Origin of the sequence: Actinomycetospora straminea (assembly GCF_028737255.1) — a bacterium.
Lineage (GTDB): Bacteria > Actinomycetota > Actinomycetes > Mycobacteriales > Pseudonocardiaceae > Actinomycetospora > Actinomycetospora straminea.
The window spans coordinates 60,038-84,490 of sequence record NZ_JAQZAN010000021.1 but is presented as its reverse complement, the minus strand read 5'-3'; the positions used below and the strand labels follow the sequence as shown (position 1 = coordinate 84,490).

General features: G+C 75.7%; 27 protein-coding genes. 13 read left to right on the top strand and 14 right to left on the bottom strand.

Going from position 1 to position 24,453, the window contains the following annotated elements; translation table 11 throughout:
* Positions 1–76 precede the first annotated feature (76 nt).
* Entirely contained in the window at positions 77–505 is a 429-nt protein-coding gene (locus tag PH190_RS24410; protein ID WP_274234129.1) for a DUF1707 SHOCT-like domain-containing protein, read from the bottom strand.
* Between the two features lie 19 nt (positions 506–524).
* Positions 525–2,333: an acetyl/propionyl/methylcrotonyl-CoA carboxylase subunit alpha gene (locus tag PH190_RS24405; protein WP_274234128.1), complete on the bottom strand. Its 1,809-nt coding sequence runs from the start codon at positions 2,331–2,333 to the stop codon at positions 525–527.
* A gap of 220 nt (positions 2,334–2,553) precedes the next feature.
* Between PH190_RS24405 and PH190_RS24400 the strand changes: the two genes are divergently transcribed.
* The gene (locus tag PH190_RS24400; RefSeq protein WP_274234127.1) at positions 2,554–3,330 is read left to right on the top strand and encodes a hypothetical protein; all 777 of its coding nucleotides are present in this window, start codon (positions 2,554–2,556) and stop codon (positions 3,328–3,330) included.
* A gap of 19 nt (positions 3,331–3,349) precedes the next feature.
* Here PH190_RS24400 and PH190_RS24395 read toward each other — a convergent pair whose 3' ends face one another.
* The 5 genes from PH190_RS24395 to PH190_RS24375 all read right to left on the bottom strand — a co-directional run bounded on the left by PH190_RS24395 (position 3,350) and on the right by PH190_RS24375 (position 7,856).
* The gene (locus PH190_RS24395) at positions 3,350–3,985 is read right to left on the bottom strand and encodes a Maf family protein (RefSeq protein WP_274234126.1); all 636 of its coding nucleotides are present in this window, start codon (positions 3,983–3,985) and stop codon (positions 3,350–3,352) included.
* Positions 3,986–4,166: 181 nt separating this feature from the next.
* Complete coding sequence (locus PH190_RS24390; RefSeq protein ID WP_274234125.1) at positions 4,167–4,910, bottom strand: DUF899 domain-containing protein; 744 nt, start codon at positions 4,908–4,910, stop codon at positions 4,167–4,169.
* A gap of 78 nt (positions 4,911–4,988) precedes the next feature.
* A complete protein-coding gene (locus tag PH190_RS24385) occupies positions 4,989–5,879 on the bottom strand; it encodes a YceI family protein (protein WP_274234124.1) in 891 nt (296 codons plus the stop codon).
* A 27-nt stretch (positions 5,880–5,906) separates the two neighbouring features.
* Positions 5,907–6,146 carry an acyl-CoA carboxylase subunit epsilon gene (locus PH190_RS24380; protein ID WP_274234123.1) on the bottom strand — a complete coding sequence of 80 codons (240 nt, stop codon included), beginning with the start codon at positions 6,144–6,146 and terminating at the stop codon, positions 5,907–5,909.
* Between the two features lie 54 nt (positions 6,147–6,200).
* Positions 6,201–7,856 (bottom strand): acyl-CoA carboxylase subunit beta, encoded by a 1,656-nt coding sequence (locus PH190_RS24375; protein WP_274234122.1) that lies wholly within the window; start codon positions 7,854–7,856, stop codon positions 6,201–6,203.
* A gap of 82 nt (positions 7,857–7,938) precedes the next feature.
* On the opposite strand from PH190_RS24375, the gene PH190_RS24370 reads away from it, so the two are divergent.
* On the top strand, positions 7,939–8,763 hold the full coding sequence (locus tag PH190_RS24370) for a biotin--[acetyl-CoA-carboxylase] ligase (protein WP_274234121.1): 825 nt from the start codon (positions 7,939–7,941) through the stop codon (positions 8,761–8,763).
* A 34-nt stretch (positions 8,764–8,797) separates the two neighbouring features.
* On the top strand, positions 8,798–9,514 hold the full coding sequence (locus PH190_RS24365) for a PH domain-containing protein (RefSeq protein ID WP_274234120.1): 717 nt from the start codon (positions 8,798–8,800) through the stop codon (positions 9,512–9,514).
* Here PH190_RS24365 and PH190_RS24360 read toward each other — a convergent pair.
* Complete coding sequence (locus tag PH190_RS24360) at positions 9,447–9,938, bottom strand: MaoC/PaaZ C-terminal domain-containing protein (protein ID WP_274234119.1); 492 nt, start codon at positions 9,936–9,938, stop codon at positions 9,447–9,449. The two genes, PH190_RS24365 and PH190_RS24360, sit on opposite strands and share 68 nt — an antisense overlap.
* Before the next feature lie 60 nt (positions 9,939–9,998).
* On the opposite strand from PH190_RS24360, the gene PH190_RS24355 reads away from it, so the two are divergent.
* Positions 9,999–10,259, top strand: a complete 261-nt coding sequence (locus PH190_RS24355; RefSeq protein WP_274234118.1) for a hypothetical protein — start codon at positions 9,999–10,001, stop codon at positions 10,257–10,259.
* On the opposite strand, the gene hisN is transcribed toward PH190_RS24355, so the two are convergent.
* The gene (gene hisN / locus PH190_RS24350) at positions 10,256–11,113 is read right to left on the bottom strand and encodes a histidinol-phosphatase (protein WP_274234117.1); all 858 of its coding nucleotides are present in this window, start codon (positions 11,111–11,113) and stop codon (positions 10,256–10,258) included. The two genes, PH190_RS24355 and hisN, sit on opposite strands and share 4 nt — an antisense overlap.
* A gap of 49 nt (positions 11,114–11,162) precedes the next feature.
* Here hisN and PH190_RS24345 point away from each other — a divergent pair, with 49 nt between their 5' ends.
* Positions 11,163–11,834: a response regulator transcription factor gene (locus PH190_RS24345; protein ID WP_274198369.1), complete on the top strand. Its 672-nt coding sequence runs from the start codon at positions 11,163–11,165 to the stop codon at positions 11,832–11,834.
* 9 nt (positions 11,835–11,843) lie between these two features.
* On the top strand, positions 11,844–13,124 hold the full coding sequence (locus PH190_RS24340) for an ATP-binding protein (protein ID WP_274234116.1): 1,281 nt from the start codon (positions 11,844–11,846) through the stop codon (positions 13,122–13,124).
* 13 nt (positions 13,125–13,137) lie between these two features.
* On the opposite strand, the gene PH190_RS24335 is transcribed toward PH190_RS24340, so the two are convergent.
* Positions 13,138–14,016, bottom strand: a complete 879-nt coding sequence (locus tag PH190_RS24335; protein WP_274234115.1) for a LysR family transcriptional regulator — start codon at positions 14,014–14,016, stop codon at positions 13,138–13,140.
* A 61-nt stretch (positions 14,017–14,077) separates the two neighbouring features.
* Between PH190_RS24335 and PH190_RS24330 the strand changes: the two genes are divergently transcribed.
* Positions 14,078–14,926: an SDR family NAD(P)-dependent oxidoreductase gene (locus PH190_RS24330; RefSeq protein ID WP_274234114.1), complete on the top strand. Its 849-nt coding sequence runs from the start codon at positions 14,078–14,080 to the stop codon at positions 14,924–14,926.
* Between the two features lie 51 nt (positions 14,927–14,977).
* On the opposite strand, the gene PH190_RS24325 is transcribed toward PH190_RS24330, so the two are convergent.
* The 3 genes from PH190_RS24325 to PH190_RS24315 form a co-directional block, all read right to left on the bottom strand.
* Complete coding sequence (locus tag PH190_RS24325; RefSeq protein ID WP_274198367.1) at positions 14,978–15,235, bottom strand: hypothetical protein; 258 nt, start codon at positions 15,233–15,235, stop codon at positions 14,978–14,980.
* Positions 15,236–15,468: 233 nt separating this feature from the next.
* Entirely contained in the window at positions 15,469–15,954 is a 486-nt protein-coding gene (locus PH190_RS24320) for a GtrA family protein (protein ID WP_274234113.1), read from the bottom strand.
* Positions 15,951–17,534: a sigma-70 family RNA polymerase sigma factor gene (locus PH190_RS24315; RefSeq protein ID WP_274234112.1), complete on the bottom strand. Its 1,584-nt coding sequence runs from the start codon at positions 17,532–17,534 to the stop codon at positions 15,951–15,953. Before PH190_RS24315 ends, PH190_RS24320 begins: the two co-directional genes overlap by 4 nt.
* A 162-nt stretch (positions 17,535–17,696) precedes the next feature.
* On the opposite strand from PH190_RS24315, the gene PH190_RS24310 reads away from it, so the two are divergent.
* The 3 genes from PH190_RS24310 to purE are packed head-to-tail and all read left to right on the top strand — an operon-like array spanning position 17,697 to position 20,445.
* On the top strand, positions 17,697–18,692 hold the full coding sequence (locus PH190_RS24310) for a GGDEF domain-containing protein (protein ID WP_274234111.1): 996 nt from the start codon (positions 17,697–17,699) through the stop codon (positions 18,690–18,692).
* Between the two features lie 23 nt (positions 18,693–18,715).
* On the top strand, positions 18,716–19,903 hold the full coding sequence (locus PH190_RS24305; protein WP_274234110.1) for a 5-(carboxyamino)imidazole ribonucleotide synthase: 1,188 nt from the start codon (positions 18,716–18,718) through the stop codon (positions 19,901–19,903).
* Complete coding sequence (gene purE / locus PH190_RS24300; RefSeq protein ID WP_274234109.1) at positions 19,900–20,445, top strand: 5-(carboxyamino)imidazole ribonucleotide mutase; 546 nt, start codon at positions 19,900–19,902, stop codon at positions 20,443–20,445. The genes PH190_RS24305 and purE overlap by 4 nt, the downstream gene beginning before the upstream one ends.
* Here the strand turns inward: purE and PH190_RS24295 are convergent.
* On the bottom strand, positions 20,418–21,032 hold the full coding sequence (locus PH190_RS24295; protein ID WP_274234108.1) for a TetR/AcrR family transcriptional regulator: 615 nt from the start codon (positions 21,030–21,032) through the stop codon (positions 20,418–20,420). The two genes, purE and PH190_RS24295, sit on opposite strands and share 28 nt — an antisense overlap.
* 92 nt (positions 21,033–21,124) lie before the next feature.
* On the opposite strand from PH190_RS24295, the gene PH190_RS24290 reads away from it, so the two are divergent.
* The 3 genes from PH190_RS24290 (at position 21,125) to PH190_RS24280 (ending at position 24,374) form a co-directional block, all read left to right on the top strand.
* Positions 21,125–22,405 (top strand): FAD-dependent oxidoreductase, encoded by a 1,281-nt coding sequence (locus PH190_RS24290; RefSeq protein ID WP_274234107.1) that lies wholly within the window; start codon positions 21,125–21,127, stop codon positions 22,403–22,405.
* 111 nt (positions 22,406–22,516) lie between these two features.
* The gene (locus tag PH190_RS24285; RefSeq protein ID WP_274234106.1) at positions 22,517–23,671 is read left to right on the top strand and encodes an acyl-CoA dehydrogenase; all 1,155 of its coding nucleotides are present in this window, start codon (positions 22,517–22,519) and stop codon (positions 23,669–23,671) included.
* 106 nt (positions 23,672–23,777) lie between these two features.
* Positions 23,778–24,374 (top strand): DUF805 domain-containing protein, encoded by a 597-nt coding sequence (locus PH190_RS24280; protein ID WP_274234105.1) that lies wholly within the window; start codon positions 23,778–23,780, stop codon positions 24,372–24,374.
* Positions 24,375–24,453: the final 79 nt, after the last annotated feature.

Genomic DNA, 24,453 nt, shown 5'->3' with positions numbered 1-24,453 from the left:
TCGGACGACGTGGTCAACGCCAGGTCACCGGCGTGGTGTTCCCGCCGGGGCCGGGATTGCGCCGACGGCGAACGCCTCAACCGCCGTGGCGGTGGGAGACGTACGCCACGGCCGCGAGCACGATCGGCACGAGGATGAAGATCCAGGGGAAGCGCCCGCCGCTGACGGCGAAGAGCACCGCGGCCGCCGCCGGCGTCAGCAGCGAGATCAGCCCGGCGTGCCGCGCGATCGCCGCGCCGCTGGGGGCCACGAGCTCCGGGAGCTCCGGCGCGGCCGGCGGACCGGCCACCGCCGGTCGCGGCGCGGACGCCGCGGTGGCCGTCGGGTAGACCGGGTGGGGCTCGGGGAGGTCGCAGAACAGCGCCTCGAGCTGGGCCCGGGACGTCGCCCGGGACGCGGTCACGCAGCGGTCGGCGTGCTCGGCGCGCTCGAGACGGCCGGCGCGACGGTGCGCGTCGAGCGCCTCCATCGCGAGCTCCCGCTCGTGCGCCCCGACGTCCGCCACGCCCCTCAGTATGCGCCGACTAGGACGCGTCGGGGATCTCGCAGATCACGGTGCCCTGGTTGACGCTCGCGCCCGCCTCGAGGGTGAGTCCGGTGACGACGCCGTCCTTGTGGGCGGTGACCGGGTTCTCCATCTTCATGGCCTCGACGACCACGACGAGGTCGCCCGCCGACACCGTGTCGCCCTCGGACACCGCGACCTTGACCACGGTGCCCTGCATCGGCGCGGTGACGGCGTCGCCGGAGACCTTGGCGCCGCCGCCGGAGCGGGCGCGCTTCTTCTTCGGCGTCGCGGCCCGCGCGCCGCCCCCGCCGCCACCGATCGCGAGGTCACCGGGCAGCGACACCTCGAGGCGCTTGCCGCCGACCTCGACGACCACGGTCTGGCGCGGCGGCGTGTCCTCCGCCTCCTCGGCCGGCGTGGCCTCGTAGGGCGGGATCCGGTTGTCGAACTCGGTCTCGATCCAGCGCGTGTGCACCGTGAACGACTCGGCGCCGTCCGGGGCCGTGAACGCCGGGTCGTCGAGCACCGCCCGGTGGAACGGGATGACCGTCGGCAGGCCCTCGACGACGAGCTCGGCGAGCGCGCGCCGCGAGCGGGCCATCGCCTGCTCGCGGTCCTCACCGGTGACGATCAGCTTGCCGACCATCGAGTCGAACTGCCCGCCGATCACCGTGCCCGTCTCGACACCCGAGTCGACGCGCACGCCGGGGCCGTCGGGGGCGACGAAGCGGGTCACCGTGCCGGGGGCGGGCAGGAAGCCGCGGCCGGCGTCCTCGCCGTTGATGCGGTATTCGATGGCGTGCCCGCGCGGGGTCGGGTCCTCGCTGAACCGCAGCACCTGACCGGCGGCGATGCGGAACTGCTCGATGACGAGGTCGATCCCGCTGGTCTCCTCGGAGACCGGGTGCTCGACCTGCAGGCGGGTGTTGACCTCGAGGAACGAGATCGTGCCGTCCTCGCCGACGAGGAACTCCACGGTGCCGGCGCCGGAGTAGCCGGCCTCGACGCAGATGTCGCGGGCGGAGGTGTGGATGCGCTTGCGCTGCTCGTCGGACAGGAACGGCGCGGGCGCCTCCTCGACCAGCTTCTGGTGGCGGCGCTGCAGCGAGCAGTCGCGGGTGCCGACGACGATGCAGTTGCCGTGCTGGTCGGCCAGGACCTGCGCCTCGACGTGGCGCGGCCGGTCGAGGTAGCGCTCGACGAACGACTCGCCGCGCCCGAACGCCGAGACGGCCTCGCGCACCGCGGCGTCGAACATCTCGGCGATCTCGTCGCGCTCGCGGGCGACGCGCATGCCGCGCCCGCCGCCGCCGAACGCCGCCTTGATCGCGACCGGCAGCCCGTGCTCGTCGGCGAAGGCGATGACCTCGTCGGCGTCGGCCACCGGGTCCTTCGTGCCGGGGACCAGCGGGGCGCCGGAGCGCTCGGCGATCTTGCGGGCGGTGACCTTGTCGCCCAGGTCGCGGATCGCCTGCGGGCTCGGCCCGATCCAGATCAGCCCGGCGTCGATGACGGCCTGGGCGAAGTCGGCGTTCTCCGAGAGGAACCCGTAGCCGGGGTGGATCGCGTTCGCGCCGGAGTCCTGCGCAGCCTTGAGGAGCTTCTCGATGTCGAGGTACGACTCGGCCGCGGTCTCCCCGCCCAGCCCGAACGCCTGGTCGGCGAGGCGCACGTGCGGGGCGTCCCGGTCCGGGTCGGCGTACACGGCGACGCTCGTGAGGCCGGCGTCGGCGCAGGCGCGCACCACGCGCACAGCGATCTCGCCGCGGTTCGCCACCAGGACGGTGTGCAGCGGGTCGAACCCCGTCGGGGCGGACGCGGCCATCGAGGGACCTCCTGGTGATCGTCGCTGAACCGGGGTCGGTCGGGGCAGTGTAGGGGCGGCCGGACGGGTGCCCGGTCGGGTCACTCTCTCGTACTCGATGCGGCCGCGTCGCGGACGCGGGCGTGGTCATGACCACACGCCGGGAATGCCCGCTCACGCGCCGCACACCCCGCGCCCCGGTGCGGGTCACCCCGTCCGGCGCGGCTACGGTCGGCGACCGATGCAGCCTTGGTGGTGGCGGTCGGTGGCCGTGTGCGCGTCCGTGCTGGCCCTCGCCGGCCTCGTCGCCGTGGTCGCCGGTGCGGTCGGCGCCGACCGGGCGACCTCCCTGCGCCTCGCGGCCGAGGACGTCGCCGTGGCGCAGGAGCCCGCGGCGCCGACGGCGCCGCCGGAGCCCGCAGACCCGCCGGAGGCCGCGGACCCGCCGGAGCCGGCGGACCCGCCGGAGCCCGAGGACCCGGCACCGTCCGGACCCGCCCCGGACGGCCCGCGCGTACCCGACGCGGTGACCGCCACGACGCTGGCGCTGCCGGCGGGGTGGCGGGTCGCCCCGGCGCAGGACGTCGTCGAGGTGCCGCCGGGCCGCTTCGAGGGCGCCACGATCCTGCAGCGCGGCGCGGGCACGGTCGTGCTGGTGGGTCTGGCTGACCCGCAGCGCGTCCCCGTCGAGCCTCCCGTCGCCGACCCCGCCCGGACCACCGCCCTCGACGCCGAGGCACGGCGGCTGGCGGACGCCTACGCCGACCTGCTCGCCCCCGGCGCCGAGACCGCGGACCTCACCGACAACGACGTGTCCGTCGCGGACCTGCCGACCCGCACCTCGGTGCGCCGCGTCGAGGGCGGCGAGCTCGACGGCGCGCTGGTGCGCGTCAGCACGATCGCCGCGCCGGGCCGCACGCTCGCGGTGCTGGCCGTCGCCCGGCCCTCGCCGACCGTCGGGGCCGACGGCGAGGCCGCGGACGCGGTGGTGCGCTCGCTGCGCCTGGACCCCGCCTGATCCGCCCCGACCAGCGCCCTCAGGTCCGGGCGGCCGCCGCCCACAGCGCGTCGACGCCCACGCCGATCTCGGCGAGCAGGCGGCGGGTCAGCGGCAGGCTCAGCCCCACGACGTTCGACGGGTCGCCCTCGATGCCCTCGACGAACCAGCCGCCCAGGCCGTCGAGCGTGAACGCGCCGGCGACGGCCATCGGCTCCCCGCTCCCGAGGTAGGCCTCGAGCTCGGCGGTGGTCGGCTCGGAGAACGCGACGGCGGTGCGCGCGTGGCCGGTGACCTCGCGCTCCACGGCGCCGCCGACGACGCGGACCAGCGCGTGCCCGGTGAACAGGTCCGCGGCGCGCCCGGCCATCTGGTCCCACCGGCCGCGCGCGGCGTCGACGGAGGCCGGCTTGCCCACGAGCTCGCCCTCGAGCCACAGCATGGAGTCCGCGCCGACGATGACGCAGTCGGGCTCGACGGTCGCGATCCGCGCGGCCACCGTGCGAGCCTTCGCGAGCGCCAGCGCGGAGACCGTGTCCTCGGGCGTCGCGCCCTCGCCGAGCTCGGCGACCACGGCGTCCTCGTCGACATCGGAGACCTCGACGAGGGGTTCCACCCCGGCGGCACGGAGAACGGCCCGTCGGGCCGGGGACGCGGACGCGAGCACCAGACGCACGGAGCGGCACCCTACGTCGGCGGCTCCGGGGCCGCGTCGTCGCCGGTGCCGTCACGCGTGTCGTCAATAGTCGTACAGCGGGCGAGGGGACGTCGCTGTCGAACCCGCCGGTCACCGCGACCGCCCCCCGTGCACCGCGTCACGGTCGCGGGGCGCCGGACGGTGGCGCCGGGACCGGGGCTCAGGGCATGGCACCGGCGGAGGCGTCGTGCGCGACCGGAGCGCGGCCCGCGGGCTCCTCCCAGGTCTCCTGGCGGCCCAGCGCCGTGAGGTCGAGCAGGTGGTAGGCGTGCATCATCACCTCGACGCCGCGGCCGTAGGTCGAGTACGTCAGGTACACGTCGTCGCCGTCGCGCAGGAACGCGCTGATCCCGGGCTGCTCGCCGACGTAGGAGACCATCCAGGCCAGCTCCGGGTCGGCCGCGAGCTCGGCGGTGTCGAGGAAGTTGTAGCTCGCCGGCACCACGGCCGGGTCGAGCGTGACGTGGAAGTCGTGGTTGAAGCGGCTGCCCAGCGACGAGAACCACGGGAAGGTCCAGCCGCGCGCCGCCGCGACCCCGCGGAGCTTCTCCCACGGCGCCCGCGACACCGCGACGAACGACGTGTCCCGCCGGGCCAGGCGCCCGGGCGTGGCCGCGCCCAGGTCGTCCGCCATCCCGCTGCAGCTGGGGCAGGGGACGTCCCACTCCGGGTCGAACATGAGGTGCTGGACGAGCAGCTGCCGGTGCCCGGCGAAGAGGTCGAGCAGCCCGACCTCGCCGTCGGGGCCGGTGAAGCGGTAGTCCTCCGCGATGCGCACCATCGGGAGCCGCCGGCGCTCGGCGGCGACCGCGTCCTGGGCCCGCACGAGCTCCTTCTCGCGCTCCAGCAGCTTCTTCCGCGCGCCCAGCCACTCGTCGTGCGTGGCCACCTGCGGCAGCGCCATGGCCCTCACCCTTCCCGTCCGACTTGCGTGATGCAACGACGGTAGGGGTGAGAGTTGCATCACGCAAGCAGGTCGGGCTCAGAGCTGCAGGACCGCCTGGACGTCGAGGTGGATCTGGATGGTCGAGCCGACGACCGGGATGCCGCGGGCGACCATCTGCTGCCAGTTGAGCGTGAAGTGCTCCCGGTGCAGCGACGTCGTGGCCGTGGCGCCGACGCGCGTGCCGTTCCACGACTGGGTGCCGAGGTACGTCGTGTCGAGCCGGACGTCGTTGGTGCGCCCGCGGATCGACAGCTCGCCGTCGATGGTCCAGGCGTTGCCCGCGCGCACGCCGAACCGCGTGCTCGAGAACTGGAGCTGCGGGTAGTCGTCGACGGCCAGGAAGTCCTGCGAGCGCAGGTGGGCGTCGCGCTGGGCGTTGTGGGTCTCGATGCTGGCCGCGTCGATGACGACGTCGACGCTGGAGTCCTCGAGGTCCTCCGCGATGTGGATCGAGCCGCGGAACCGCGTGAACTGCCCGTAGACCCGCGACAGCGCGATGTGCCGCGCGACGAACCCCAGCCGGCTGTGGGCGTCGTCGATCACCCACTCGCCGGGCGAGGGGCGCGTGCTGCCCTGGTCGGCCGACATCGTCAGCGCGCCCAGGGCGGCGTGCTCGCCCCGGCCGACGACGAGGTCGCGGGTCAGGGTGGTGTAGCCGCCCAGGGTCGCGCGCAGCGTGTACGCGCCGCTGGGCACCGCGGCGGTGTAGAAGCCGAAGGGATCGGTCACCGTCTCGGTGACCACCCGCCGCAGGCCCTCGGTCTCGATCACCGCGACCGTGACCCCGGGCAGCGGGCGGCCCTCGACGTTGCGCAACTGGGCGCTGACCAGCCCGCCCGTGGGCGGGATGGGCATGAGGGCGTGGTCGGCGTCGCGGTAGCTCTCGCCACCGATCGGCGTGCGACGGCGTCGGCGCAGCAGGGCCATCAGGTCACCGGGGGGATCGGGGGGTGGTCATCGTGGTCGGGCGGACGCCCGCCAGCCGCCCGGCCCGGGATGGACCGGGCCGCGCACGAGGTCGGTGCGGCGTGCCCAGCCCGACGCCGGTGTCGGGTCGGGCGCCTCGTCGGGAGCGCCGCCGCCGCCGGCGGCGGCGAGAACGACGGTCAGCGCGGCGATCTCGGCCGCGTCCGGCTCCCCGCGCACGATGCGCAGGACGGGGCGGGCCGGGGTCTCCCGGTCGTCCTCGCTCACGGCCACACCTCCGCGTTCGCTGCGCTCACAGCCACACCTCCGCGTTCGCTGCGCTCACAGGGGCACGTTCCCGTGCTTGCGCGGCGGCAGCGTCTCGCGCTTCGTCTCGAGCATCCGCAGCGCCCGGGCGACGTAGCCGCGGGTGTGCGACGGCGGGACGACGGCGTCGACGTAGCCCCGCTCGGCGGCCACGTAGGGGTTGGCGAGGGTGTCCTCGTACTCCTGCTGCAGCTCCGCGCGCCGGGCCTCGACGTCCCCGCCGTCGTCCTCGACCTTCTTGAGCTCCTTGCGGTAGAGGATGCTCACGGCGCCCGAGGCCCCGGTGACGGCGATCTGCGCGGTGGGCCAGGCGATGTTGACGTCGGCCCCGAGGTGCTTGGAGCCCATGACGTCGTAGGCGCCGCCGTAGGCCTTGCGGCAGATGACCGTTACGAGCGGCACCGTCGCCTCGGCGTACGCGTAGATCAGCTTCGCGCCGCGCCGGATGATGCCGTTGTACTCCTGGTCGGTGCCGGGCAGGAATCCCGGCACGTCGACGAAGGTCAGCACCGGGATGTTGAACGTGTCGCACGTGCGCACGAACCGGGCGGCCTTCTCGCTGGCCCCGATGTCGAGGCAGCCGGCGAGCTGGGTCGGCTGGTTGGCGACGATGCCGACCGGCCGGCCCTCCACGCGCCCGTAGCCGGTGACGATGTTGGCCGCGTAGAGCGCCTGGATCTCCAGGAAGTCGCCGTCGTCGACCACCCGCGTGACGGCCTCGCGGATGTCGTAGGGCTGGTTGGGCGAGTCGGGCACGAGGGTGTCGAGCTCGAGGTCGGTCTCCCCGATGCCGTCGGGCACCGACCCGCTCTCCTCCTCGCCCGGGATGCGCGGCGGGTCGGTGAGGTTGTTCGACGGCAGGTAGCCCAGCAGCTCCTGGACGAACGAGATCGCGTCGTCCTCGTCGGAGGCCAGGTAGTGGGCGTTGCCGGAGGTGGCGTTGTGGGTGCGGGCGCCGCCGAGCTCCTCGAAGCCGACGTCCTCGCCCGTGACCGTCTTGATCACGTCCGGGCCGGTGATGAACATGAACGACGTCTCGTCGACCATGACGGTGAAATCGGTGAGCGCGGGGGAGTACACCGCGCCGCCGGCCGCCGGGCCCATGACCAGCGAGATCTGCGGGACGACGCCCGAGGCGTGCACGTTGCGGCGGAAGATCTCGCCGTAGAGCCCGAGGGCGACCACGCCCTCCTGGATGCGCGCGCCGCCGCCGTCGTTGATGCCGATCACCGGGCAGCCGATCTTCATGGCCACGTCCATGACCTTGACGATCTTCTCGCCGTAGACCTCGCCCAGCGCGCCGCCGAACACGGTGGCGTCCTGGGAGAACACGCACACCGGGCGGCCGTCGACCGTGCCCTGCCCGGTGACGACCCCGTCGCCGTAGGGCCGGTTGGCCTCGAGGCCGAAGTTGGTGGAGCGGTGGCGCGCCATCGCGTCGAACTCGAGGAAGCTGCCCTCGTCGAGCAGCAGGTCGATCCGCTCGCGGGCGGTCTTGCGGCCCTTGGCGTGCTGGCGCTCGACCGCGCGCTCGCTGCCGGCGTGGACCACGTCCTCCTGGCGCCGGTACCAGTCGGCGAGCTTGCCCGCCGACGTGTGGATGTCGGGCTCCCCAGCAGCCCCGTCACCCTGGCTGTCCGGCTGCGGCAACGGCTCCGTCGCGGCGGTCATGGAGCGGCACTGTAGCGACCGACCCCGACACGGCCGGGGGACGCGGGCGAGAGGGTGATCAGCGGCACTACGGTGCGCGGTCGTGGCCGCTCCCCTCGACGAAGACACGCTGCGCCGCGCGCTGGGCCCGCCGTCGGGGCCGTGGACGCTGGAGGTGGTCCCCAGCACCGGGTCCACCAACGCCGACCTCCTCGCCCGCGTCGCCGGCCCCGGCGCCGCGCCCGACCGGACCGTCCTCGTCGCCGAGCACCAGGACGCCGGCCGCGGGCGCCGCGAGCGGGTCTGGGAGGACCGGGCGGGGGAGGGCCTGACCTTCTCGGTGCTCCTGCGCCCGCGCGAGGTGGCCCCCGAGCGCTGGGGGTGGGCGCCGCTCCTGGCCGGACTGGCCCTGGTCGAGGCGGTCGGCACGCTGACCGGCGGCGCGGTCCCCGCGGCGCTGAAGTGGCCGAACGACCTGCTGCTCGGCGACGGCGCCAAGGGGGCCGGGGTGCTGGCCGAGGTCGGCGCGGTCACCGGCGACGACCGTGCGCTCGTCGTCGGGATCGGGCTGAACGTCGCGACGCCGGTGGCCGACCTGCCCGCGGGCGGGACGTCCCTGGCCGCCGAGGGTGCCGAGCTCGCGCGGGGCGACGTGCTGGTCGCGGTGCTGCGCGCGCTGGCCGACCTCGACGGGCGGTGGCGCGACGCGCGGGGCGACGCCGTCGCGTCCGGCCTCGTCGACGACTACCGCGCGCGCTGCGCGACGCTGGGCCGCGAGGTGAGCGTGACCCTCCCCGGCGACCGGGTCCTCACCGGGCGCGCGGTCGACGTCGACCGCGACGGGCGGCTCGCGGTGCGTGCCCCGGACGGGGACACCACCGTCGTGTCGGCGGGCGACGTCGTCCACGTCCGGCCCGCCGCTGGTTAGCCTCACCGGGAGGTCCCGGGAGGGGGTGCGGCGCGTGGCCTACCCCGACGGCGTGTTGCGCCGCGGCGAGCACGTGCTCGCCCACCGGCGCCCGCACTGGCGCATGCTCGTCGTGCCCGCGCTGGTCCCGCCGGCCGCGGTGTTCCTCGCGGCCCTGCTCGCCGGGTTGGCCGACGGCATCCCGTCCTCCTCCACGCGCACCGCGGTGCGCCTGGCGCTGGTGCTGCTCGCGGCGGTCGCGATCGGCTGGCTCGCGGTGCTGCCGCTGGTGCGCTGGCGCTGCACCCACCTCGTCGTCACCGACCGGCGCCTGCTCGTGCGCGAGGGCGTGCTCGCCCGGGAGAGCGTCGAGGTCGCCGGGGCGACGATCACGGAGGTGCGCACGCGCAGCACCGGGTCGGAGCGGGTGCTCGGCGCGGGCACGCTCGTCGTCGCCACCGCGGGCACGGAGGAGCCGTGGGAGTTCGCGGGGCTGGGCGACGTCGAGCGCCTGGCGTCGCTGGTGGAGACGATGGCCGAGGACCGGGGCGGGCTCGACCAGGTCGCCGTCCCGCGGGCCGGGGCCGGGGGCGCGTGGGACGAGCTGCCCGCGGCCGACGAGCTCGACGACGAGCTCGACGACGAGGACCCCGACGCGCTCGACGCGGGCGATCCCGGCGAGCCGGACGAGCAGGACGAGCCGGTCAGGGGCTGGCGGGGCCGCCGGGCGCGGCGGCGGGAGCGCCGTCGCGCCGCCCGAACATCCCGGTGAAGCGGCCCCGGTAGACCTGGGTGCCGTCCTCGCGCGTCAGCGTGCCCAGCAGCGTGACGAGGCCCAGCTGCGGGCGGCTCGCCGACACCCGCGCCGCCAGGATCTCCAGCGACGCGTCGAGCCGGTCGCCGGGGAACACCGGCGCCGGCCAGGAGATCTCGTCGCCGCCGGGTGAGCCGAGTGCTGCCGCACGGCTGAGCAGCCCGTCGACGTAGCAGCGCATCCACAGCGACGCGGTGAACCACCCCGACGCGCACAGCCCGCCGAAGAGCGACGCGCGGGCGGCGTCCTCGTCGACGTGGAAGGGCTGGGGGTCGAAGCGGCGGTTGAAGGCGAGCATCTCGTCGCGGTCGACGACCACCGAGCCGAGCGCGATGCGCCGACCGGCGGGCAGGTCCTCGAAGCAGACCTCGGGGGCGGTCACGACGGTGATCGTGCCAGTCCTCGGCGGAACCGCTCGGCGGTCGGCTGCGTCGAACCCGGTGTGCGAGCCGGTGAGCTGGCGGGCTGGCTGGCCGCGGCCGGGGTGGCCGGGGCCGCGGTCAGCGTGGGCGCCGAGGTCGAGCGGGCGTGGTGCGTGCGGCCCGTGCCCGGGGTGGACGAGACCGAGGACGGGAGCTGGGAGGTGTTCTGGTGCGAGCGTGGTGGGCGGTTCGAGTGGACGCGGTTCGACGACGAGTCGGCCGCGTGCTTCTCGCTGTTCGGGCGGCTGGTGTGGGCGCGGCTCGCGGGGTCGTCCGGCTAGCGGCGGACGATCTCCAGGGCGGCGTCGTGCAGGAGGCCGTTGGTGGTCAGCGAGTCGCCCCCGTCGGGGCGCGCGGCGCCGGTGAGGTCCGTGAGCCGACCGCCCGCCTCCTCGACGAGGACCTGTGCGGCCGCGAGGTCCCAGGTGTTGGCGGCGGGCTCGACGGCGAGGTCGAGGACGCCCTCGGCGACGAGGCAGTGGTGCCAGAAGTCGCCGAACGCGCGGCTCTCCCAGCACGCGCGGGTCAGGGCGAGCCACTGGTCCTGGCGGTCGATCGTGCGCCAGTACTCGAGGTCGGTGGTGGACGCGTAGGCGTCCTCGAGGGCCCCGACGCCGGACACCGCGAGCGGCGCCGCGTCCACGCCGCGGGCGGGATCGCTGGTGTGGGCGCCCCGGCCCGCCGCGGCCCACCAGCGCCGCTGCAGGGCGGGGGCACTGACGACGCCGACGACGGGGCGGCCGTCCGCCACGAGCGCGACGAGGGTCGCCCACACCGGGATGCCGCGGGAGAAGTTCTTGGTGCCGTCGATCGGGTCGATCACCCACACCCGCCCGGCGCCGAGGCTGCCGCCGCGCTCCTCGCCGAGGACGTCGTCGTCGGGTCGGTGGGCGGCGAGCACGGCGCGCAGGCGGTCCTCGCAGGCGGTGTCGGCGTCGGTCACCGGGGTGCGGTCGGGCTTGCGCTCCACGTGCAGGTCCACGGCGCGGAAGCGGGGCAGGGTCACCGCGTCGGCGGCGTCCGCGAGCGAGAGGGCGAGCGCGAGGTCGCTGTCGAGGTCGGCGGGGAGGTCGGCGGGGAGGTCGGCGGGGAGGTCGGCGGCGGGATCGAGGTCGGCGGGCCCGGCGGAGCTCATGGCGGGCGATCGTGCCAGGACTCCGCACCCCCGGGGCTACTGTGGCGCCGTGACCACCGTGCTGCTCGTCGAGGACGACGCGGCGATCGCCGGACCCCTCTCCCGCGCGCTGCAGCGCGAGGGCTACGAGGTCGACGTCGTCGGCGACGGTCAGGCCGCGCTCCACCGAGCGGGCGCCGCCGGGCCGGACCTCATGGTGCTGGACCTCGGCCTGCCGGGGATGGACGGGCTCGAGGTGTGCCGGCGGGTGCGCGCCGACCAGCCGGACCTGCCGGTGCTCATGCTCACCGCGCGCACCGACGAGGTCGACTTCGTCGTCGGCCTGGACGCGGGCGCGGACGACTACGTGGGCAAGCCCTTCCGGCTCGCCGAGCTCCTGGCTCGGGTGCGGGCGCTGCTGCGCCGCCGCGCTCCCGAGGTGCTCGACGCGGGCGGGGTGCGCCTGGAGCCGTCGGCGCGGCGGGTCACGGTCGACGGGGTCGAGGTCGGCCTGGCCAACAAGGAGTTCGAGCTGCTCCGGGTGCTCATGGCCCACGCCGGGCAGGTGGTGTCCCGGGAGGAGATCCTCCGCGAGGTCTGGAACGACCCCGAGATGAAGACCTCCAAGACCCTGGACATGCACATGTCGTGGCTGCGCCGCAAGCTCGCCGACGAGGGCGGCGGGGTCGGCGGGAAGCGCATCAGCACGGTGCGCGGGGTCGGGTTCCGCTTCAACACCTAGGGCCCGCCCGTGCGACGCCGGATCCTCGTCTCGACGCTCATCGTCGTCACCATCACGGTGGCGGTGCTGGGCGGTCCGCTGGCACTCACGACGTGGCGGCTGGTCGAGGACTTCACGCGCGCCGACATCAACTCACGGCTGCGGCAGGTCGTCGCGACGCTCGACTCGCAGGTGTCGGGCGAGCGGCCGGTGGACCTCAGCGCCGTCGGGATCGCGGTCCCGCCGGGCGGGTCGTTGGTGGTCCGCACGCCGCGGGGCACGAGCACGCTGGGCGAGCTGGCCCCGGGGCCGACCGTCAGCGAGACCCTGCCGTTCGGGCTCTCGGGGTCGGCGGTGCTCTCGGAGCCGATCACCGAGATGCGGGCGCGCCAGCTGCAGGCGACGGCGCTGGTGCTCGCGGCGGTGCTGCTGTCGGTGGCCGTGGGGGCGGTGGTGGCGACGCTGACCGCCCGGCGGCTGGCCGACCCGCTCCAGCAGGTGGCCGGGCGCGCCGCCCGCCTCGGCGCCGGCGACTTCCGGCCCGCGCCCCACCGCCACGGCATTCCCGAGCTCGACCGGGTGTCCGACGTCCTCGACTCCTCGGCCGCGGCGCTCGCCGAGCTGCTCCAGCGCGAGCGCGAGCTGGTCGGCGACGTGTCCCACCAGCTGCGCAGCCGCCTGACCGCCCTGCAGCTGCGCCTCGACGAGCTCGCGGCCCACCCCGACGACCAGGTCTCCGCGGAGGGCGCGGCGGCCCTGGAGCAGGCCGAGCGGCTCGCCGAGGTGCTCGACGAGCTCCTCGCCTCGGCCCGCGAGGCCCGCGCGGCCGGGGCGGCGCCGCTGGAGGTGGCGGGCGAGCTGGAGGCCGTCGCCGACGAGTGGCGTGACCCGCTGCGCGCCGAGAGCCGCGCGATCCGCGTGCGCACGCCGGAGGGGCTTGTCGCGCGCGCCACGTCGGGGCGGCTGCGGGAGGCGCTCGGGGTGCTCGTCGACAACGCCCTGCGCCACGGTCGGGGGACGATCACGCTCTCGGCGCGCCTGTCGGACAACGACACGATCGTCGTCGAGGTCGCCGACCACGGCGAGGGCGTCCCGCCCGAGCTCGCGCCGCACGTGTTCGACCGCGGGGTGTCCGGGGCGGCGTCGACCGGCTTCGGGCTGGCCCTGGCCCGCGCGCTGGTCGAGGCCGACGGCGGGCGCCTCGAGCTCGCCCGCACCCGGCCCGCGACCTTCGCGGTGTTCCTGCCCGTGCCCCGCACCGACCGGACCGTCGCCGCCCCGCGCCCGCTGCCCACGACGGGGCCGCGCTGAGCGGGGCAACCGCTCACGCCCGGGCCGCCAGCACCTCCCGGCACGCCTCGACGTAGGCGCGGACCGCGGGCCGGCGGTCGTCGGCGCGCCAGGCGAGGACGAGCACGCACGGCGGCAGGTCGTCGACCCGCACCACGGTGACGCCGTCGCGGGCGAGCGCCGGGGCGTTGCCGATCGCGAGGAGCACCACGCCGCGCCCGTCGAGCAGCGCCTCGTGGGTCTCCTCCATCGAGCGCACCTCCCCGCCGACCCGCGCCGGGCGCCCGCGGCGGTGGGCCTCGGCGAGCCACGACGCCCGCAGCGGCCCGGCTTCCGGGGGCAGCGCGAGGAAGGGCTCGTCGAGCAGGGCCGCGAACGGCACCGCGTCCCGCCCCGCGAGCGGGTGGCCCGGGGGGAGCGCCACCCCGATCGGCTCGCGCGCGAGCTCGAGCGTGCGCACCCGCCCCGGCACCGGCGCCCACGCCACGGCGACGTCGCTGCCGCCGTCGGCGAGACCCGCGCTCGCGTCGTCCCAGGCCACCGCGCGCACCTGCGGCTCCACCGGCGCCTCGGCGACCGCGAGCCGCGAGCGCACGGCCGGCAGCAGGCCCCGCCCGACCCCCGTGCTCACGCCCACCACGAGGCGTCGCGCGGCGGCGGCCACGTCGCGGGCGGCGTCGTCGGTGCGCGCGAGCACCGCCCGCGCGTGCGGCAGCAGCGCCTCGCCGGCCGCCGTCAGCTCGACGCCGTGCGGGAGTCGGTGCAGCAGCTCGGCGCCGACCTGGCGCTCGAGCGCGCGCAGCTGCTTGCTCAGCGCGGGCTGCGAGACGTGCAGCCGGGCGGCCGCGCGCGTGACGTGGCGTTCCTCGGCGACAGCGACGAAGTAGCGCAGGTCGCGGGAGTGGACGTCCATAGCCGAAGGTGATCGCACCTGGTCTTGGACGTCCAGTCGGCCCGCGGGGAGGGTCGGCGCCGTGACCTCCCCACGACACCGCGTCTGGCTCGTCACCGGCGCCTCGAGCGGGTTTGGCCGCGCGATCACCGACGCCGCGGTCGCGGCCGGCGACACCGTGGTCGCGGCCGCGCGCCGCACCGAGGCCCTCGCCGAGCTCGCCGCCGCCCACCCCGACCGCGTCGAGCCCCTCGCCCTCGACGTCACCGGACCGGCCGCCGACCTCACCGCGGCCGTCGACGACGTCGTCGCCCGCCACGGGCGTCTCGACGTGCTGGTCAACAACGCCGGGCGCACGCAGGTCGGCGCGCTCGAGGAGACCACCGAGGACGAGCTGCGCGCGCTGTTCGACCTGCACACGATGGGCCCGGCACTGCTCACCCGGGCCGCGCTGCCGCACTTCCGCGCGCAGGGCCAGGGCGCGGTCGTGCTGATGTCGTCGGTCGGCGGGCAGGTCACCCTGCCCGGCTTCGGGGTCTACTGCGCGACGAAGTTCGCGATCGAAGGCCTGGTCGAGACCCTCGTCGACGAGTGCCCCCACGTCCGGTTCCTCATCGTCGAGCCGGGCGCGTTCCGCACCGAGCTCTTCCGCCCCGGCGCGGCGGTGCTCTCGACGCCGATGCCGGAGTACGAGGACACGGTCGGCCCGACACGGGCGTTCGTCGCCGGCAACGACGGCCGCCAGCCCGGCGACCCGGACAAGGCCGCAGCCGCCATCCTCCGCGTGCTCGACGCCGACGACGCGCCGCTGCGGCTCCCGCTCGGGCAGGACGCGGTGAGCGGGATCCGGGCGCGGCTCACCCGGATCGCCGACGACCTCGAGCGCTGGGAGCCCGTGTCGACGTCGACCGACCGGGACGACGTCGGGTGAGGAGACGTCGGGTGAGGAGACGTCGGGTGAGGAGACGTCGGGTGAGGCGCGTCAGCGGGGGCGGTGGTGGCGGACCAGCGCCACGGTGACCTCGGTGAGGTCCTCGGCGTCGAGCTCCCGGCGGCGTCCGTGGGCCTCCTCGCGGGCGCGGGGGGCGGGGTACGGGCCGTAGGTGTCGGCGGCACCGGTCACGGGGTCGAGGACCAGGACCATCAGCCCGTCGCACTGCTCGAGCCCGTCGGCGTCGAGCAGGGGATCGGCGGTGACGTCCCGGCCGGCGGTGCGATGCGGGCACGGGAGCTTCGGCACAGCTGGTCCTCCTCCGCGTCCTGTCCAGGCCCGGCCCGCCTGAGCCCTCCCCGGCCGAGCGGTACCGACGGTATCAAGAACCTTGGAATCCCCTCCGCGTTCGGGCGACGACCGGCTCCACCTCGGAGACCGGCGGTCGTCGATCTCGGCATGCGGTGGCCGACCCGACATCGGTCGGCGGAGAGCCGTCCTCCGATCGGGGGTCGGGGCGGTCACGACGAGCGTTCGCCTGGCTACCGCAGCGGGACGAGATCGTCGGGGAACACCCACCGCCGGAACGCCCACCAGCGGAACACCATCGCGAGGAGGGTCCCGACGACCTGGGCGCTGACCAGGTCGGCGACGTGCTCGGTCAGCGTCGACACCGCGGGCGTGGCGAGGTCGAGCACGTAGCGCGAGATCCCGAGCGGCGCGGCGTTGATCGCCAGCGCGACGCCGGACACGGCGAAGTACAGCAGCGCCTCGTGGGGCCGCCCGAGCCCGCCGCGCGCGCGGAAGGACCACTCGCGGTTGAGGACGTAGCCCACGATGGTCGCGACCAGCACCGCCACGACCTTCGCCGTGACGGGCTTGGGCTCGAGCACCGTGGATTTGGCGGTGACGAACACGGCCGTGTCGACCACGAAGGTGATCGCGCCGACGGTGGCGAACTTGACCAGCTCGCCGTGCCGGTCGACGAGGCGCGCGGCCCGGCCCGACACGTCGCGCAGCACCGTCACCGGGCGGAGTCTAGTGAGGCCTCCCGGGCCGCGGTGCCGGTCCGGCAGATCACGCCCGCCCCGCCGACGACGGGCAGCCGGGCGGTGACGAGGCAGCCCTGGTCAGCGGGCCGGGGGCGGGCCGCGGCGGTGCGGGCAGTCGTGCCGCGGGCCGCGGGCGTGGCGCGTGCCGCGGGCGTGGCGCGTGCATGGTCGGTGGTCGCCGGGTCCGAGGCACTGGCACGCACCGCGCCGACGGGTCGGGTCGTCCGGCGCGTCCCGGCGGAGCGGTCGGGGTCGGTGGCCTCGTCGGTGAGGCCCGGGATCGCGAGCACGGCCTCCGGCGCCGGCGCACCGCTCGGGGCCCGAGCGGTCCCGGGCCTCGGCCCGGAGTCGGCGACCGACGCCCCGGCACCCGGCGAGGCGCCCCCCGGACCCGGGGCCGCCGGCACACCCGGCGCCCCTGCCGGCACGCCCGGCACGCCCGGCACCCCCGGCGGCACCAGGACCGGCGCGGGAACGGCCTGCACCGGTGGGGTCGGGGGCCCGAGGGCGTCGCCCAGCACGACGGCCGCGAGGCCGACCGCGCCGGCGAGGCCGATCACGCCGACCGTGCGCAGGCGTGCGGGCGGGACCGGGCGGACGGCGCCGGAGATCCCGGTCAGCGCGCCGAGCAGACCGATCGCGCCGCCCCCGGCGACGGCGAGCTCACCGGTGCTGGCCACGTCGAGCGCGCCGGTCGAGCCGCGCGAGGCCAGGTAGCCCAGCACCCCCGCGCCGAGCACCAGCGGCGCCACCACCGCGCGCAGCATCCCGGCGTTGACGTCGCGCAGCTCGTCGGCGAGGGCCCGGCACTCGGGGCACTCGGCGAGGTGCGCCTCGACCCGCTCGGCCTCCCGGCGCGCGAGGCCGCCGCGGGTGTAGGCGCCGAGCTTCTCGCCGGTCTCGCGGTGCCGGCGGTCCCAGCGTCCGGAGCCGCTGTCGAGGTGCTGCTGCAGGTAGGCCTGGCGCAGGCCCTCCCGCGCCCGGTAGCCGAGCGCGGACACGGCGTTGGCCGACAGCCCGAACAGCGGCGCGATGTCCGCCGGGGTGTCGCCCTCGACCTCGAGGTGCCAGAGGACCGCCTGCCAGCGCTCGGGCAGCGTCGCGAAGGCCCGCGCGGCCATCGTCCGCTCGAGGCCGGCGAGTGCGGGGTCGGTGAAGGGGACGATCGTGCCGCCGGGGTCGACGCCGTGGACGTCGGTGAGGTCGTCGGTGAGGTCCACGCGGCGCTCGGCGCGGCTGCGGTCGTAGGCGAGGTGGCGCACCGAGGTCAGCAGGTACGCACGGAACGCCTCGGTGGGGCCGCGCCCGGCGCGCAGCACCTCGAGCATGCGCGTGAAGGCGCCGGCGACGAGGTCGTCGGCGTCCACGGGAGAGCGGGCGAGCTGGCGGGCCAGGGCCCGGGCGGCGTGCTGGTGGCGCGCGTAGAGGGTCCCGAAGGCGGCCGTGGAGTCGCGGTCCGCGCCGCGCCCCCGCAGCAGCGCGATCAGCTCGGCGTCGCTGCGGGCGTCGTCGCCCACGTCGCTCGCGCCGGCCGGGCCCCCGTCGTCGACGGACACGGCCCACCTCCCCCCTCACCCGTCCGGTCGAGTGTGTGGGGCTCCGTACGGCCGAAGCGGTGACCGTCACCGTCATGGGCGACGGTCCCGCGCGTCTCCTGTCCGGGTCGGGACGACGGGACCGGCCACGCGAGCACGGTGGAGGTCGGCCACGGGATGGACGTGAGCAGCATCGAGGGGTCACGCGCGGGCTCGACGGGCTCGACGGCGGGCTCGAGGGCGGGCGGTGCGACCGACGCCACCGACGTCGTCGAGGCCGCGCTCGCGGGCGCCGCTCCCCGCCCCGGTCGGGCCGCCCTGCTGCGCGAGCGGTGGTTCGCGTGCAGCAGTGCCCTGGGCTGGGCCGCGGCGGCGGAGTGGCCGGACCCGGCGGTCGAGGCCGTGTGCGCCGTGGTCACCGCCCGCCACGAGGGCCGGGACGCGCGCGACCGGGCGGTCGAGCGGGTCCTCGCGCACTGGGCGGGCGCCCGGGCCGGGGCGGGCATCGGCCTCGCCGAGACCCTCACCGACCTCGCCGCCCTGAGCACCGCCGTGTCCGGCGCCGGGGCGGAGGAGCCCGACGACGGGGCCGGGGCCGTCGTGCCCGGGCACCACGCCCCGGTCCGGGGTCCCGACGGGGTGCACCTGCTGCGCGCGGTCTCGATCGCGTGGACGGACGTGGCCTGCGGCGACATCGCCGAGACCGCCGCCGTCGACCCGTTGTCCGGCCTCGCGAGCGTCCGCTACCTGCGCACCCGCCTCGCCGAGGTCTACCGCGCCGCCCGCGCCCACGGTCGTGCCGCCGGCGACGAGCACGCCCTGGTCGTGCTCACGCTCGACGTCCGCGACTGGCGCCGGGTCGCGCCGCTGTCGATCGCCGGCGAGGCCGCGGGCGTGGTGTTCGACGCCGGCGAGTCGATCGCCGTCGTCGGTCGCGGGACCGTCGTCGTCCTCGCCCCGCGCGAGGGCCTCGCCGAGCGCACCGCCGTGCTGCGCCGCCTGCTGACGCGACGCCTCGCGGCCGCCGAGGGCCTCGTCGGGTCGCCGACGGCGCGGATCGTCCGCCTGCCCGCCACCCACGACGGCGCCTGCGCGCTGCTCGCCCGGCTCCGCGACGCCGAGCCAGAGCCACAGCACGAGCCGGAGCCCCACCACGAGCCGGAGCCGGATCACACCTGACCAGCGCGTACCGTGCTCCGATCGTGGACGAGCGCACCGGCCTGCCCGTGGTGACGATGATCGGCGGCGGCCAGCTGGCGCGGATGACCCACCAGGCCGCGGTCGCCCTCGGCCAGTCGCTGCGGGTCCTCGCGACGGGGCCGGGCGAGCCGGCGGCGCTGGTGACGCCCGACGTCGTGCTGGGCGAGCACACCGACCTCGAGGCGCTGCGCCGCGCGGCCGCCGGCGCCGAGGCCCTGACCTTCGACCACGAGCACGTGCCGAGCGAGCACCTGCGCGCCCTGGTCGCCGACGGCGTCGCCGTCCACCCCGGACCGGACGCCCTGCGGCACGCCCAGGACAAGCTCGTCATGCGCACCCGCCTGCGCGAGCTCGGCGAGCCCGTGCCCCCGTTCGCCGCCGTGGCGGGCGTCGAGGACGTCACGGCGTTCGCGGAGGAGCACGGCTGGCCGGTGGTGCTCAAGGCCGTGCGGGGCGGCTACGACGGGCGCGGCGTGTGGGTCCTCGACGACGCCGAGGCGGCGCGGGCCACCGTCACCGAGCTCCTCGCGGCCGGCACGCCGCTGATGGTCGAGCAGAGGGTGGCGCTGCGCCGCGAGCTCGCCGCGGTCCTCGCCCGCTCGCCGTTCGGGCAGGCGGCCGTGTGGCCGGTGGTCGAGACCGTGCAGGAGCAGGGCATCTGCACCGAGGTCCTCGCCCCCGCGCCCGGCCTCGACCCCGGGCGCGCCGAGGAGGCCGAGCAGCTCGCGCTGCGGATCGCCCACGCGCTCGGTGTCGTCGGGCTGCTCGCGGTGGAGCTGTTCGAGACCGACCAGGGGCTGGTGGTCAACGAGCTCGCGATGCGCCCCCACAACTCGGCGCACTGGACGATCGAGGGCTCGGTGACCTCGCAGTTCGAGCAGCACCTGCGCGCGGTGCTCGACTACCCCCTCGGCGCCACCGCGACGACCGCGCCCGTCACCGTCATGGCCAACGTGCTCGGCGGCGATTCCGTCCCGGCCACCGGTGTCGACGAGCGCCTGCACCACACCCTCGCCCGCTTCCCCGACGCGCGCGTGCACCTCTACGGCAAGGCCGAGCGCCCGGGCCGCAAGGTCGGGCACGTGACCGTGCGCGGGGACCACCTCGACGACGTGCGGACCCGCGCCCGGCTGGCCGCCGACCACCTCTCCACCGGCGTGTGGAGCGACGGATGGGACCCCCACGCATGAGCAGCGAGCCCGCCGTCGGCATCGTCATGGGCAGCGACTCCGACTGGCCGACCATGCGCGCGGCCGCCGAGGCGCTCGACGAGTTCGACGTGCCGTGGGAGGCGCGGGTGCTCTCGGCGCACCGCACCCCGCGCGTCATGCTCGACTGGGCCGCCGCGGCCGCGGGGCGCGGGCTGCGGGCCGTCATCGCGGGCGCGGGCGGGGCGGCGCACCTGCCCGGCATGGTCGCCTCGGCGACGACGCTGCCGGTGATCGGCGTCCCGGTGCCGCTGCAGCACCTCGACGGCATGGACTCGCTGCTCTCGATCGTGCAGATGCCCGCCGGCGTCCCGGTGGCGACGGTGTCGATCGGCGGGGCGCGCAACGCGGGCCTGCTCGCGGTGCGGATGCTCGGCGCCTCCGACCCGGCCCTCGCGCGGGCCATGGAGCGCTTCCAGGCCGGGCTGGCCGAGACCGTCGCGGCCAAGGACGCGGCGCTCGCCGCCGGGGCGCGCGGGCAGGAGCACGGCGGGGCTCAGGGCGCCAGCGACCCCGTGAGGTAGCGCTGGATGGTCGGGCCGTAGGCGGCGACGAGGGTCTCCCGGTCGGCGGCCGCGAGCTCGGGCAGCGCCAGGATCTGGCGGGCGACGAGGACCCCGACCACCTGCGAGGCGCACAGGTCGGCGCGCAGGCGGGGGCGGTCGGCCCCCGTGTGCTCGCTGACCGCGGCGGCGAGCCGGTCGAGGATCGCCTCGCCGAGGAACTCGCGCATCATCCGCGCGGCGTCCGGGTGCCCGACGGCCGAGCGCACGAGCCCGAGCATGGGGTTGGCGTCGCCCAGGTCGTCGATGACCGTGAGCAGGAAGCGGACGAGCCGCTCGCCGAGCCCGTCGACCCCCGGCCCGAGCAGCCGCGGCACGACCTGGGCGGGGTCGAGCGGGAACTCCATCGCCGCGACGAACAGCGCCTGCTTGGTGCCGAAGTAGTGCATGACCAGCGCGGGGTCGACGCCCGCGTCCCCGGCGATCGCCCGCACCGTCGCCGCCCGGAAGCCCTCGCCCGCGAAGCGCGCCCGCGCCGCGTCGAGGATCGCGTCCCGCGTGCCGGAGTCGCCGGGTCGGCGTCCGCGCGGGGTCGGGTCGGTGGCCACGCCGCGATCCTAGTTCAACAACCGTTGATTTCTGCGGGCGACGGGTCCACACTCGTATTCAACAGGCGTTGAGATCGCTGGAGGTGGGGACGATGGAGCGGACGACGTGCTGTGTGGTCGGGGGCGGGCCGGCCGGGATGGTGCTGGGCCTGCTGCTCGCCCGGGCCGGGGTCGAGGTCACGGTGCTGGAGAAGCACGCGGACTTCCTGCGCGACTTCCGCGGCGACACGGTCCACCCGACGACGCTCGACCTGCTCGACGAGCTGGGTCTCGGCGAGCGGTTCGCCGCGCTGCCGCAGAGCCGCCTCGACCGGGTCGCGTTCCCGGTCGACCGCGACGAGACGCTGGTCGTCGGCGACCTGCGCCGCCTCGCCGGGCGCGTCAAGCACCCCTACATCGCGATGGTCCCGCAGTGGGATCTGCTCGACCTGCTCGCCGACGCGGGTGCGGCGGAGCCGGCGTTCACGCTGCGGATGGACACCGAGGTCACCGAGCTGCGCCGCGACGCGGACGGCCGGGTCACCGGGGTCGCGTACCGGACCGCCGACGGGGCCGAGGGCGAGATCGCCGCGGACCTCACCGTCGCCTGCGACGGGCGCGGCTCCACCGCGCGGGCGCAGGCGGGGCTGCGGGTCGTCGAGTTCCCGGTGCCCATGGACGCCTGGTGGTTCCGCCTCCCGCGCCGTCCCGAGGACGGGTCGCCGGGCCTCACCCCGCGCATGAGCCAGGGGCGCCTGGCCGTCGTCATCCCGCGGGAGGGGTACTTCCAGATCGCCTACCTCGGGCCCAAGGGCCGGGACGCCGAGCTGCGCGCCCGCGGCATCGAGGCGTTCCGCGCCGACATCGCCGAGCTCGCCCCCGACTTCGCCGACCGCGTCGACGCCCTGGCGAGCATGGACGACGTCAAGCACCTCGACGTCCGTCTGGACCGGCTGCAGCGCTGGCACGTCGACGGGCTGCTCTGCCTCGGCGACGCCGCGCACGCGATGTCGCCGGTCGGCGGGGTCGGCATCAACCTCGCGGTCCAGGACGCCGTCGCGGCGGCGACCCTGCTCGCCGCACCGCTGCTCCGCGACCAGGAGGGCGGCCCCCGGGTGACGCCCGACGAGCTCGACGCCGTGCGGCGCCGGCGCCTGCTGCCGACGATCGCGGTGCAGACGGTCCAGCGGCTCATGCATCGCGGGCTCGTGGTGCCGGTCCTGGCCGGGCGCCGCGGCGGCCCGCCCGCGCCGATCCGTCGCCTGCTCGCGCGGTTCCCCCGTCTGACGGTGGTGCCGGCCTACCTGATCGGGGTGGGGCTGCGGCCCGAGCGCGCGCCGGCGTTCGCGCGCCGGTCACCCACGTCGAGCCCGCTGACGGGCGACCGGGGGTAGCCAGGCCCACACCCGGCGGCGGGGCCGCGAGGTCCCGCGACGGTAGGACGTCCGAGTACCGTGATGGCGCAGTGCCGTCAGGGGCGTGGGCCAGTGGTGTGGAGGGACGTCGTGGATCCGGATTTCGACCTGTACAGCCTCGGCGAGGAGCGCGACGCGCTGCGGGAGTCGATCCGAGCCCTCGCGGAGAAGGAGATCGCCCCGTACGCCGCGGAGGTCGACCAGCAGGCGCGGTTCCCCACCGAGGCCCGCACCGCGCTGACGCAGAACGGCTTCCACGCCATCCACATCCCCGAGCAGTACGGGGGTGAGGGCGCCGACTCGATCGTGGCCTGCATGGTCATCGAGGAGGTCGCGCGGGTCGACGCGTCGGCCTCGCTGATCCCGGCCGTGAACAAGCTGGGCTCGATGCCGATCATCCTGTCCGGCTCCGAGGAGCTGAAGCAGCAGGTGCTGCCGACGATCGCGTCGGGGCAGTCGATGATCAGCTACGCGCTCTCGGAGCGCGAGGCCGGGTCGGACACCGTCTCGATGCGCACCCGGGCCCACCGGGACGGGGACGACTGGGTGCTCAACGGCACCAAGTGCTGGATCACCAACGGCGGCATCTCCGACTGGTACACGGTCATGGCGAAGACCGACCCGGACAAGGGCGCCAACGGGATCTCGGCGTTCGTGGTGCACTCCGACGACCCGGGTTTCTCGGTCGGGCCGAAGGAGCACAAGCTCGGCATCAAGGGCTCGCCGACCACCGAGATCTACTTCGAGAACTGCCGCATCCCGGGCGACCGCATCATCGGCGAGCCCGGTACCGGGCTGAAGACGGCGTTCGCGACCCTCGACCACACCCGCCCGACCATCGGCGCGCAGGCCGTCGGCATCGCGCAGGGCGCCCTGGACGCGGCCGTCGACTACGCGCGCGAGCGCCACCAGTTCGGCAAGGCGATCGCCGACTTCCAGGGCCTGCAGTTCATGCTCGCCGACATGGCCATGAACACCGAGGCCGCCCGCCACCTCGTCTACGCGGCCGCGGCGCGGGCCGAGCGCGGCGAGGAGATGGGCCTCATCGCCTCGGCGTCGAAGTGCTTCGCCTCCGACACGGCGATGTCGGTGACCACGGACGCGGTGCAGATCTTCGGCGGTGCCGGCTACACGGTCGACTTCCCGGCCGAGCGGATGATGCGCGACGCCAAGATCACGCAGATCTACGAGGGCACCAACCAGATCCAGCGGATGGTCATGGCGCGGGCCCTGCTGAAGAAGTAACCCGTTCGGGGTACTGCTTACGGAGCGTGTGGATCGCTAGCCTACCCGGGCGACAGGGACCGCGGCGGACGCGGCCCCGCCCCACGCTCCGTGAGAGGTCCTTCCCATGCAGTGGTACCTGAAGGTGCTCAAGCAGTACGCCGACTTCAACGGGCGTGCGCGGCGCACCGAGTTCTGGATGTTCGTGCTGTTCAACATCCTCGCGGCGATCGTGCTCAGCATCATCGACGTGCTGATCGGCACGGCGAGCTTCTCGAGCACCGGCACGGGCTTCGCCATGAGCGGCGGGCTGCTGACCACGATCTACCAGCTCGCCGTGCTCATCCCGTCGCTCGCGGTCGGCGCCCGGCGCCTGCACGACACGGGCCGCTCGGGCTGGTGGCAGCTGCTCGCCCTGATCCCGATCGTCGGCGCGATCATCCTCATCGTCTGGTGGGCCACCGACGGGCAGCCCGGCGCCAACGAGCACGGCATGAACCCGAAGCAGGATGCGATGGCCGGCTACCCGCAGGGCGGCTACCCCCAGCAGGGCTACCAGCAGGGCGGCTACCCCCAGCAGGGCTACGACCAGGGCGGCTACCCCCAGCAGGGCTACCAGCAGGGCGGCTACCCGCAGCAGGGTGGCTACCAGCAGGGCGGCTACCCGCAGCAGCAGCAGCAGTACCCGCCGCAGCAGCAGTACCCGGGCGCGCCGCAGGCGTGACGGGAGGGCCCCTGAGTTCCTGAGCCCCTGACCGAGCGAACGACGCCCTCGCTGCCCCCGACGCAGCGAGGGCGTCGTT

Excerpts from the sequence above, each read along its gene's own strand:
- PH190_RS24390 (WP_274234125.1), bottom strand. The coding sequence starts at position 4,910 with ATGGCGCTGCCGCAGGTGGCCACGCACGACGAGTGGCTGGGCGCGCGG.
- purE (WP_274234109.1), top strand. The coding sequence starts at position 19,900 with ATGAGCAGCGAGCCCGCCGTCGGCATCGTCATGGGCAGCGACTCCGAC.
- PH190_RS24400 (WP_274234127.1), top strand. The coding sequence starts at position 2,554 with ATGCAGCCTTGGTGGTGGCGGTCGGTGGCCGTGTGCGCGTCCGTGCTG.
- PH190_RS24280 (WP_274234105.1), top strand. The coding sequence starts at position 23,778 with ATGCAGTGGTACCTGAAGGTGCTCAAGCAGTACGCCGACTTCAACGGG.
- PH190_RS24375 (WP_274234122.1), bottom strand. The coding sequence starts at position 7,856 with ATGACCGCCGCGACGGAGCCGTTGCCGCAGCCGGACAGCCAGGGTGAC.
- PH190_RS24385 (WP_274234124.1), bottom strand. The coding sequence starts at position 5,879 with ATGGCCCTGCTGCGCCGACGCCGTCGCACGCCGATCGGTGGCGAGAGC.
- hisN (WP_274234117.1), bottom strand. The coding sequence starts at position 11,113 with ATGAGCTCCGCCGGGCCCGCCGACCTCGATCCCGCCGCCGACCTCCCC.
- PH190_RS24405 (WP_274234128.1), bottom strand. The coding sequence starts at position 2,333 with ATGGCCGCGTCCGCCCCGACGGGGTTCGACCCGCTGCACACCGTCCTG.
- PH190_RS24290 (WP_274234107.1), top strand. The coding sequence starts at position 21,125 with ATGGAGCGGACGACGTGCTGTGTGGTCGGGGGCGGGCCGGCCGGGATG.
- PH190_RS24335 (WP_274234115.1), bottom strand. The coding sequence starts at position 14,016 with ATGGACGTCCACTCCCGCGACCTGCGCTACTTCGTCGCTGTCGCCGAG.